Source organism: Allobaculum sp. JKK-2023, assembly GCF_034745455.1.
GTDB lineage: Bacteria > Bacillota_I > Bacilli_A > Erysipelotrichales > Erysipelotrichaceae > Allobaculum.
In genome coordinates this window covers 1-8,616 of sequence record NZ_JAYERV010000002.1, presented here as the reverse complement: position 1 = coordinate 8,616, position 8,616 = coordinate 1, and the positions used below count along the sequence as shown (strand labels likewise).

Below are 8,616 nucleotides of genomic sequence, written 5' to 3'. Positions count from 1 at the left end.
CACGTTCCTGTTCACTCGCGTTTCGTCTGTTGCGCTCCTACAACCCCATATCGCTATGGTTTGGGCTAATTCCCTTTCGCTCGCCGCTACTCGGGAAATCACTGTTGTTTTCTTTTCCTCCGGCTACTTAGATGTTTCAGTTCACCGGGTTGCTCTCCATATCAAAGATGGATGACTGGATATGACTCCAGCCGGGTTCCCCCATTCGGATACCTGCGGATCGTCGCTTTCCTGACAGCTCCCCGCAGCTTTTCGCAGTCTGATGCGTCCTTCATCATTCAAGAGTGGCAAGGCATCCTCCGTACGCCCTTCCTTGCTTGATCTAGTTTCAAATATGCTTGTTTTTAACTATGCTTTTTCGAGATTTTTCTAATAAGAACTGTTAACTGTTTTCTGACTTGGTAAATCTTGTGACTTCAAAGATCGAATTTCTTCTCTCTTTTCAGTCGGTTACTTTCGTAACGTTGTACTTACAACTTACGTCAGACCTTCTGTTATGTCTTATACTGATGTTCGTTTTTCAAAGATCCATGTTTGACTGTTTCTCTATCACTCAAAGTCTGGAAGATCGCTCTTCCAAAACTCTGTTACAGACTCCAACTTAGTTACTTAATGCTTCCTTGTACTTTCTCCTTAGAAAGGAGGTGATCCATCCCCACGTTCCCGTAGGGATACCTTGTTACGACTTAACCCCAGTCATCGGCCCCGCCTTCGACGACTCACTCCTTTTCAGGTTATGCCATCGGCTTCGGGCGTTGCCGGCTTCCATGGTTTGACGGGCGGTGTGTACAAGGCCCGGGAACGTATTCACCGCGGCATGCTGATCCGCGATTACTAGCGATTCCAACTTCATGAAGTCGGGTTGCAGACTTCAATCCGAACTGGGACGCCTTTTCTCGGGTTCGCTCCACTTCACAGCTTCGCTTCCGTCTGTAGGCGCCATTGTAGTACGTGTGTAGCCCAGGCCATAAGGGGCATGATGATTTGACGTCATCCCCGCCTTCCTCCGGTTTGTCACCGGCAGTCTGATCTGAGTCCTCATCTTACTGGTAGTAACAGATCACGAGGGTTGCGCTCGTTGCCAGACTTAACTGAACATCTCACGACACGAGCTGACGACAACCATGCACCACCTGTGTGGATGTTAACCTCCAACTTATCTCTAAGTCTTCGCATCCCATGTCAAGGCCTGGTAAGGTTCTTCGCGTTGCTTCGAATTAAACCACATACTCCACCGCTTGTGCGGGCCCCCGTCAATTCCTTTGAGTTTCACACTTGCGTGCATACTCCCCAGGCGGAGGAGTCATTGCGTTAGCTTCGGCACCGGGGCATTACCCCCGACACCTGCTCCTCATCGTTTAGGGCGTGGACTACTAGGGTATCTAATCCTATTTGCTCCCCACGCTTTCGTGCCTGAGCGTCAGTAACAGTCCAGGCGGCCGCCTTCGCCACTGGTGTTCTTCCATATATCTACGCATTTTACCGCTACACATGGAGTTCCACCGCCCTCTCCTGTCCTCGAGCGTGGCAGTTTCCAAAGCCTGTACAGGTTGAGCCCGTACCTTTCACTTCAGACTTGCCACGCCGCCTGCGCACCCTTTACGCCCAATCATTCCGGATAACGCTTGCCACCTACGTATTACCGCGGCTGCTGGCACGTAGTTAGCCGTGACTTTCTGGCAGGTTACTATCAAAAGAAAAGCATTTCCTCTTTCCTTCTTTTCTGACCTGCAACAGAGCTTTACGATCCGAAGACCTTCCTCACTCACGCGGCATTGCTCGTTCAGGCTTGCGCCCATTGACGAAAATTCCCTACTGCTGCCTCCCGCAGGAGTCTGGGCCGTGTCTCAGTCCCAGTGTGGCCGATCGCCCTCTCAGGCCGGCTATGCATCATCGTCTTGGTAGGCTTTTACCCTGCCAACTAACTAATGCACCGCAGATCCATTCATCTCCCAGGCTTTAAGGCCTGTTTCAAAAACAGAAGATGCCTTCTGTTTTCCTATGGGGTTTTAGACTTCGTTTCCAAAGCGTATCCCCCGGATATGGGCAGGTTATCTACGTGTTACTCACCCGTTCGCCACTGAACACAAAAGTGTTCCGTTCGACTTGCATGTATTAGGCATGCCGCCAGCGTTCATCCTGAGCCAGGATCAAACTCTCCATTTGATATTGACTCAACGCTATTGCGTTTATATTTCGTGAATTGATTATTGAAGTATTAAGTGTTGTTTCAAGAATCGACGTGTTAATTTCGAATATTGAATTGTCTGTAATCAGAGTTTTCAAAGAGCCATCTGTTTGTGAGTGAATCAATTTCCCTCACAAGGCTTGTTTATCTTATCATCAGCCAGATCAGTCAACATCTTTGTGAAATATTTTAAAAATTTCACAATCGATGATTTCTTCGATATCTAAAGATGATTTGCGTCAGATCAGCGACTTGATTGCCGCGTTTTCTTAACGCTCAATTACTATAACACCGGGAGGTATCCCAGGTCAAGCACTTTTGTGAAAATGTTTTAACATTTCACATTCAACCTTTTCTGGCCGTAAAGATTCAATAGGATTTCAGATTCTGGTCTAAAATGTCCCTTTTAGATCTGAGATAGATATATGGATATAAAAATCCCTACCACCCTGTGGCGATAGGGATCATTGTGACAGATCACCTAAAAAAGTCAGAGAAAAAAGTGATGGGACTGTTTTTTGTCCCATAAAGAGCTAACTGTAAAGAAGAATCCCTGACTTCTCTACTCTAATTGGTAGCAGGTTTTAAGGTTTCTTCTTATATGCCTCTTCTTAATATTATAGATCAGTGATGGAGTCGAAAATTTAAACGTTTTCTTCTGATCAACAATCAACATTTATGATCACAATAGAGATTCAGCGATAAAAACTTTAGTATTGACTGTGATTTTTTCTGTTTTTATTACGATGCAAACCAATCAGGCTTAATACACCTGCACCAACAGAAGCAAAAAGTACACTCAAATTCGCAATCACACCAGTAAATGCTGCAGTATGTGGAGTGGTTTTAGCCTTCTTTTCAATTTTTGGCAGGTGTGTCCGTGTTCCAGAGACGGTCTGGGTGCCAGTCTGAAAGATCGTAGTGTCACTTGTTGTCAGTGTGTCTTCTGTTTTTCCATTGGTTCTGGATTTGACGTTCATCTTTGGTATCTTCGATCCTGGTGTGATTGGTTTATCTGGGGTTACCGGCTTGTCGGGGTTACCGGCTTGTCGGGAGTTACCGGCTTATCGGGAGTTACCGGCTTATCAGGAGTTACGGCTATCAGGAGTTACCGGCTTATCAGGAGTTACTGACTTGCCGGGCTCATCTGGATCTGGAGTATCTGGATTTGGATTCTCCGGATCTCTGGATCTGGATTGGAACATAGAACATCTGATTATGCGGATGAACTCAGCATTTGGATTCCATTCAATTGTCTTTTCATGTTTAGCTTCCTGAATGTTGACTTTCATCTGTACAAACATCTGCATGGTGACTTCTTCTGTTTTTTCTTCTTTCCCTTTATGCCAATTATCACCATTGCCATGCTGTCGTTATGGCCATCCACCACGGAGTTCGCGATAAGACGGCCGTTGAACTCGCCGTTTCCAACTTCAACTACTGCATTTGGAGCAAGAACTGATCCGTACCATGTTTTATCAAATTCAGGCGGCCGCTATAACTTCCAAAGTTAAACATGACATTGGCATATATGGATAGAAAGCCTGCGATGTTGCGTTTGGACGGATATTGGCGCGGATATCATACTCTGTCCTGTTCTGGTCAAGACCAGTGACATGATCAGAACTTCACTGACACCATCCATTGGTCTTTCATTTCTGGAAACAGAAAAATACAGACTGCAAGAAAAGAAATCCAATGGAAGCTGTCCAGATCAAAAAGGTGGTTTTCCCTTGCTTTAATTCATGTTTGACAAGTGTCATACCTCTCATCATCCTTTTCATAATAATGCAGAAAAATTTCTTCCAGGTCTGGTTCCGTAATTGTAAGGTCATCAACATGGCCTGAAGACAGCGCCCGCAGCAAGGCATTCATATCCCCACTGTAAAGAAAACTAACCGAACCCTCTGAAACTTTACTGTCTCGAATACCATGAAGATGCTCAAGACTGACAGTGCCGTGAATGGCAATGCGTTTTGCACTGTTTTGAAAGAGCGTCACACTGTCACAGGCAATGATTCTGCCCTCTCGGATAATTGCAGCCCGCGAACAGTTGCGCTGAATTTCAGACAGAACATGGCTCGAGATAAAAATCGTTGTCCCTTCCCTGTTTCTCTCTTGCAGAATATCAAAGAACACTTTTTGCATCAGCGGATCAAGTCCACTCGTTGGTTCGTCCAGCACAAGCAATTCGGTCTATGCTGTAAAGCGCAGACAATAGCAACCTTTTTTCTGTTGCCAAAGGACAAATCATCGATTTCGGTCTGTATCCAGCTGTAAGCGATCACAAGCAATCTGGCTTCTGCAGTACAGTCCTTTTTCCTCAAATCAGCGGACAGCTTGAGTATGTCTTTTACTTTCATTCCCGGATAAAACAATGCTTCTGAAGGAAGATAACCGACATTTTGCAAAATCGACACCTTTTTCTTGCTGACATCTTTCCCGAATACCGTCGCACTGCCCGATGTTGGGGCAATCAATCCAAGCAAAATGCGAATTGTCGTGGACTTTCCTGCACCATTCGGACCGATAAATCCAAAGAATTCGCCCTGTTCTACCGTCAGGTCAAGGTCAGCAATCCCCCTTGACTTACCATAATATTTCGTAAGCTTTGTCGTTTTGATCAGGTCCATATGGTCTCACTCCCTTTGAAGATAAATGCTTTCCAAAAGTTTATCAGCTTATTAAAATCTTTTTCCATCTGATCTATATCTACATCGCCCCGCTGCACCATCTCCCAAAGATAACCCTCTGAGGCCCAATACATCTCGCGATACATCATAGATACATCAAGTCCGGGAACAAACTGTTCAGGACTCATGTTCAGCAGTGCCCTGTCCGCTTTCAGATCGAAATACTTGTGATAGCTTTCCTGAACGGCAGCGCAGATTTCCGGGTCTTTTTCATAAAACGCCCTGAGAGTGAAGTTCGCCATGTGAGGATAAAGGCGGATAATTTCCATTTTGGCCTTCATCCCTCTTTCCATACTCTCGAAAAAATCTTTTTGTTCGTAGCAGCCATACTCTGTCAAATAGTCAATCGTCATTTCTGCGCAGGTGTCCCACAAAAACAAATACAGCTCTTTCTTGTTATGAAAATAATGAAAGAGCAGAGATTTGCTGATTCCAGCAGCATCTGCAATTTCACTCATAGGGCTGTTCTTATAAGAGTTTTGGGAAAATACCTGATAGCCTGCATTGATGATCGCCTGCTGTTTTTCTACTGGCAGTAAAAAGAACCTTTCGTTCATAGCCCAACCTCCGTTAACCGATTCGGTTAATATCAGATATAAAGTCATTGACCGATTTTGAGAAGACTCTCTCTGGAAATTCCGCCAGAGAATGCAGAAAAGCCAATATGTGGATAAATTGTAGTGAAAGACAATAATTTTAATCTGATTCCGATATATGATTTGGAAAGAACGATCTGCGACTTAATAAGAAGCAAAAGTTCCATTGAAGTTCAGGATTTTAACGCCGTGGACGACAAAAAAAATCCCTGAAGAATATCGGATTTCTCCTTTATCTTCAGGGATTTTCTTTCGTCTGGCGACTTCCTATTTTTGCTTTTACACTATCGTCGGCGTTCAATGGCTTAACGGCCGTGTTCGAGATGGGAACGGGTGTGACCCATTGGCTATCGTCACCATACCGGTTTGTCTTACGACTTAACATTTATCTCATGGATCTTTCAAAAACAAACACCAGCTTCGACATAACCTTGGTTACAGTTATGATCTGATCATTTCTGATCGTTTACTTCTTATTACCGCCTGTCTGTGATTTTGAATGATTCTGGAATCATTGTCTTTAACTTGCGTCTTTGACTCTGTTTATATCCTCTTCTTCATCACTCCAACAGGCGCTCTCGTTATCTTAGATTAAGCTTTCGACCGATTAGTACTGGCCAACTTCATGGATCACTCCACTTCCATACCCAGCCTATTTCCTTGTAGTCTTCAAGGGGTCTTATCTACCGCAGATCTTATCTTGGGCTGGCTTCGCACTTAGATGCTTTCAGCGCTTATCCATTCCCTGCTTGGCTGCCCGGCTGTGCCACTGGCGTGACAACCGATGCACCATTGGCAGGTCCATCCCGGTCCTCTCGTACTGAGGACAGCTCCCCTCAGATCTCCTGCGCCCAAACAGATAGGGACCGAACTGTCTCACGACGTTCTGAACCCAGCTCGCGTACCGCTTTAATGGGCGGACAGCCCAACCCTTGGAACCGAATCCAGCTCCAGGATGCGATGAGCCGACATCGAGGTGCCAAACCCCGCCGTCGATGTGAACTCTTGGGCGGGATCAGCCTGTTATCCCCAGGGTAGCTTTTATCCGTTGAGCGACGGCCCTTCCATTCGGTACCGCCGGATCACTAATCCCGACTTTCGTCCCTGCTCCACTTGTTGGTGTCGCAGTCAGGCGCGCTTTTGCATTTACACTCTCTGTCTGGTTTCCATCCAGACTGAACGCACCTTTGGGCGCCTCCGTTACTCTTTAGGAGGCGACCGCCCCAGTCAAACTGCCCGCCTGGCACTGTCTGTAAGATTCTCTCTTCACGTTAGGGCTTCAAATCATCAGGGGCGGTATCCCAACGGCGGCTCCAAAGAAACTGGCGTTCCTTCTTCATAGCCTCCCGCCTATCCTGTACATGATCATCCAAAACCCAATACCAGGCTGCAGTAAAGCTCCATGGGGTCTTTCCGTCTAGTTGCGGGTAACCTGCATTTTCACAGGTACTAAGATTTCACCGAGTCTGCTGCCGAGACAGCGCCCAAATCGTTTCACCTTTCGTGCGGGTCAGAACTTACCTGACAAGGAATTTCGCTACCTTAGGACCGTTATAGTTACGGCCGCCGTTCACTGGGGCTTCGGACCACTGCTTCTCCTGCGGATAACAGATCCCCTTAACCTTCCAGCACCGGGCAGGTGTCACCCCATATACTTCGCCTTGCGGCTTTGCATAGAGCTGTGTTTTAGTTAAACAGTCGCTTGGGCCTTTTCACTGCGGCTCTCTCGAGCGCCCCTTCTTGCGAACGTACGGGGCAATTTTGCCGAGTTCCTTGGCAACAGTTCTCTCGCTCACCTTCGCTTGCTCAGCGCGCCCACCTGTGTCGGTTTTGGTACGGGCCGCAATAAAGTTTAAGCTAGAAGCTTTTCTTGAAAGCCGCTCCATGTGCTTGGCTACTTTCTTTCGATTTCGCTTACCCTTCACGCTCTGTACGCATTGATCCGGATTTGCCTGGATCCGTACTGCCGCGCTTGGCCCTCAATCCATTAAGAGGGTCACACTTCCCGTCTTTGTCACTCCATCGCCTTTATTGCGGGTGCAGGAATCTTCGCCTGCTTTCCATCTGCTTCGCCTGTCGGCTTATCATTAGGTCCCGACTGACCCAGGGCGGACGAACCTTCCCCTGGAATCCTTGGGCTTTCGGTGTGCAGGATTCTCACCTGCATCTCGCTACTCACACCGGCATTCTCACTTCCATGTCCCTCCACAGACTCTCACGATTCTGCTTCCATGAACATGCAACGCTCCCCTACCATAAAAATCTTTCAATCCTTATCCGCGGCTTCGGCAGATGACTTAGCCCCGGTACATTTTCGGCGCAGGGCCACTCGACTAGTGAGCTGTTACGCACTCTTTAAAGGGTGGCTGCTTCTGAGCCAACCTCCTAGTTGTCCGTGCGTCCCCACATCCTTTTCCACTGAGTCATCATTTTGGGGCCTTAGCCGGCGGTCTGGGCTGTTTCCCTCTTGAGCATGGACCTTATCACCCACACTCTGACTGCCACTACTCTCCTTGCGGCATTCGAAGTTTGATTCCATTCAGTACCCCGGGATGGGGCCATCATGAATTCAGTGCTCTACCTCCGCTGGCTTGCGTTAACGCTAGCCCTAAAGCTATTTCGGGGAGAACCAGCTATCTCCGGGTTCGATTGGAATTTCTCCGCCAGCCACAGGTCATCCGCCAGCTTTTCAACGATGGTCGGTTCGGTCCTCCACAAAGTTTCACCTCTGCTTCAACCTGCCCATGGCTAGATCACCCGGTTTCGGGTCTGCTCCTGGCTACTTCATTCGCCCTGTTAAGACTCGCTTTCGCTTCGGCTTCGCATTTTCCTGCTTAACCTTGCATCCAAAAGCAGCTCGCCGGTTCATTCTACAAAAGGCACGCCATCACCCTTTGACGGGCTCTGACTTCTTGCAGGCATACGGTTTCAGGTTCTCTTTCACTCCGCTTGCGCGGTTCTTTTCACCTTTCCCTCACGGTACTTCTTCACTGTCGCTCACTCTTACTTATTCAGCCTTGGCGGATGGTCCCGCCTGCTTCCGACAGGATTTCACGTGTCCCGTCGTACTCAGGATCTCGCTGACTACTTGCTTGCTTTCCAGTACAGGGATTTCACCTTCTGTGTCCGTGCTTTCCAT

General features: G+C 47.4%; 4 protein-coding genes, 4 rRNA genes and 1 pseudogene. All 9 read right to left on the bottom strand.

Annotated elements, in window-relative coordinates; all coding sequences use genetic code 11:
• Window positions 1-323, bottom strand: a 23S ribosomal RNA gene (locus tag U4956_RS00115); the annotation flags it as partial.
• A gap of 314 nt (window positions 324-637) precedes the next feature.
• Window positions 638-2,166, bottom strand: a 16S ribosomal RNA gene (locus U4956_RS00110).
• 732 nt (window positions 2,167-2,898) lie between these two features.
• Window positions 2,899-3,168 carry a hypothetical protein gene (locus U4956_RS00105; RefSeq protein ID WP_323088077.1) on the bottom strand — a complete coding sequence of 90 codons (270 nt, stop codon included), beginning with the start codon at window positions 3,166-3,168 and terminating at the stop codon, window positions 2,899-2,901.
• Between the two features lie 105 nt (window positions 3,169-3,273).
• On the bottom strand, window positions 3,274-3,492 hold the full coding sequence (locus U4956_RS00100) for a hypothetical protein (RefSeq protein ID WP_323088076.1): 219 nt from the start codon (window positions 3,490-3,492) through the stop codon (window positions 3,274-3,276).
• Window positions 3,477-3,653 (bottom strand): annotated as a pseudogene (locus U4956_RS14355) (collagen-binding domain-containing protein); the annotation flags it as partial. The pseudogene U4956_RS14355 and the gene U4956_RS00100, both read right to left, overlap by 16 nt.
• 682 nt (window positions 3,654-4,335) lie before the next feature.
• Window positions 4,336-4,821, bottom strand: coding sequence for an ABC transporter ATP-binding protein (locus U4956_RS00095; RefSeq protein ID WP_323088075.1), 486 nt, complete (start codon window positions 4,819-4,821; stop codon window positions 4,336-4,338).
• Window positions 4,812-5,438 (bottom strand): TetR/AcrR family transcriptional regulator, encoded by a 627-nt coding sequence (locus U4956_RS00090; RefSeq protein WP_323088074.1) that lies wholly within the window; start codon window positions 5,436-5,438, stop codon window positions 4,812-4,814. The genes U4956_RS00095 and U4956_RS00090 overlap by 10 nt, the downstream gene beginning before the upstream one ends.
• A 293-nt stretch (window positions 5,439-5,731) precedes the next feature.
• Window positions 5,732-5,838 (bottom strand): 5S ribosomal RNA (rrf, locus tag U4956_RS00085).
• 226 nt (window positions 5,839-6,064) lie between these two features.
• Window positions 6,065-8,616: ribosomal RNA gene (locus U4956_RS00080) — 23S ribosomal RNA — on the bottom strand; the annotation flags it as partial.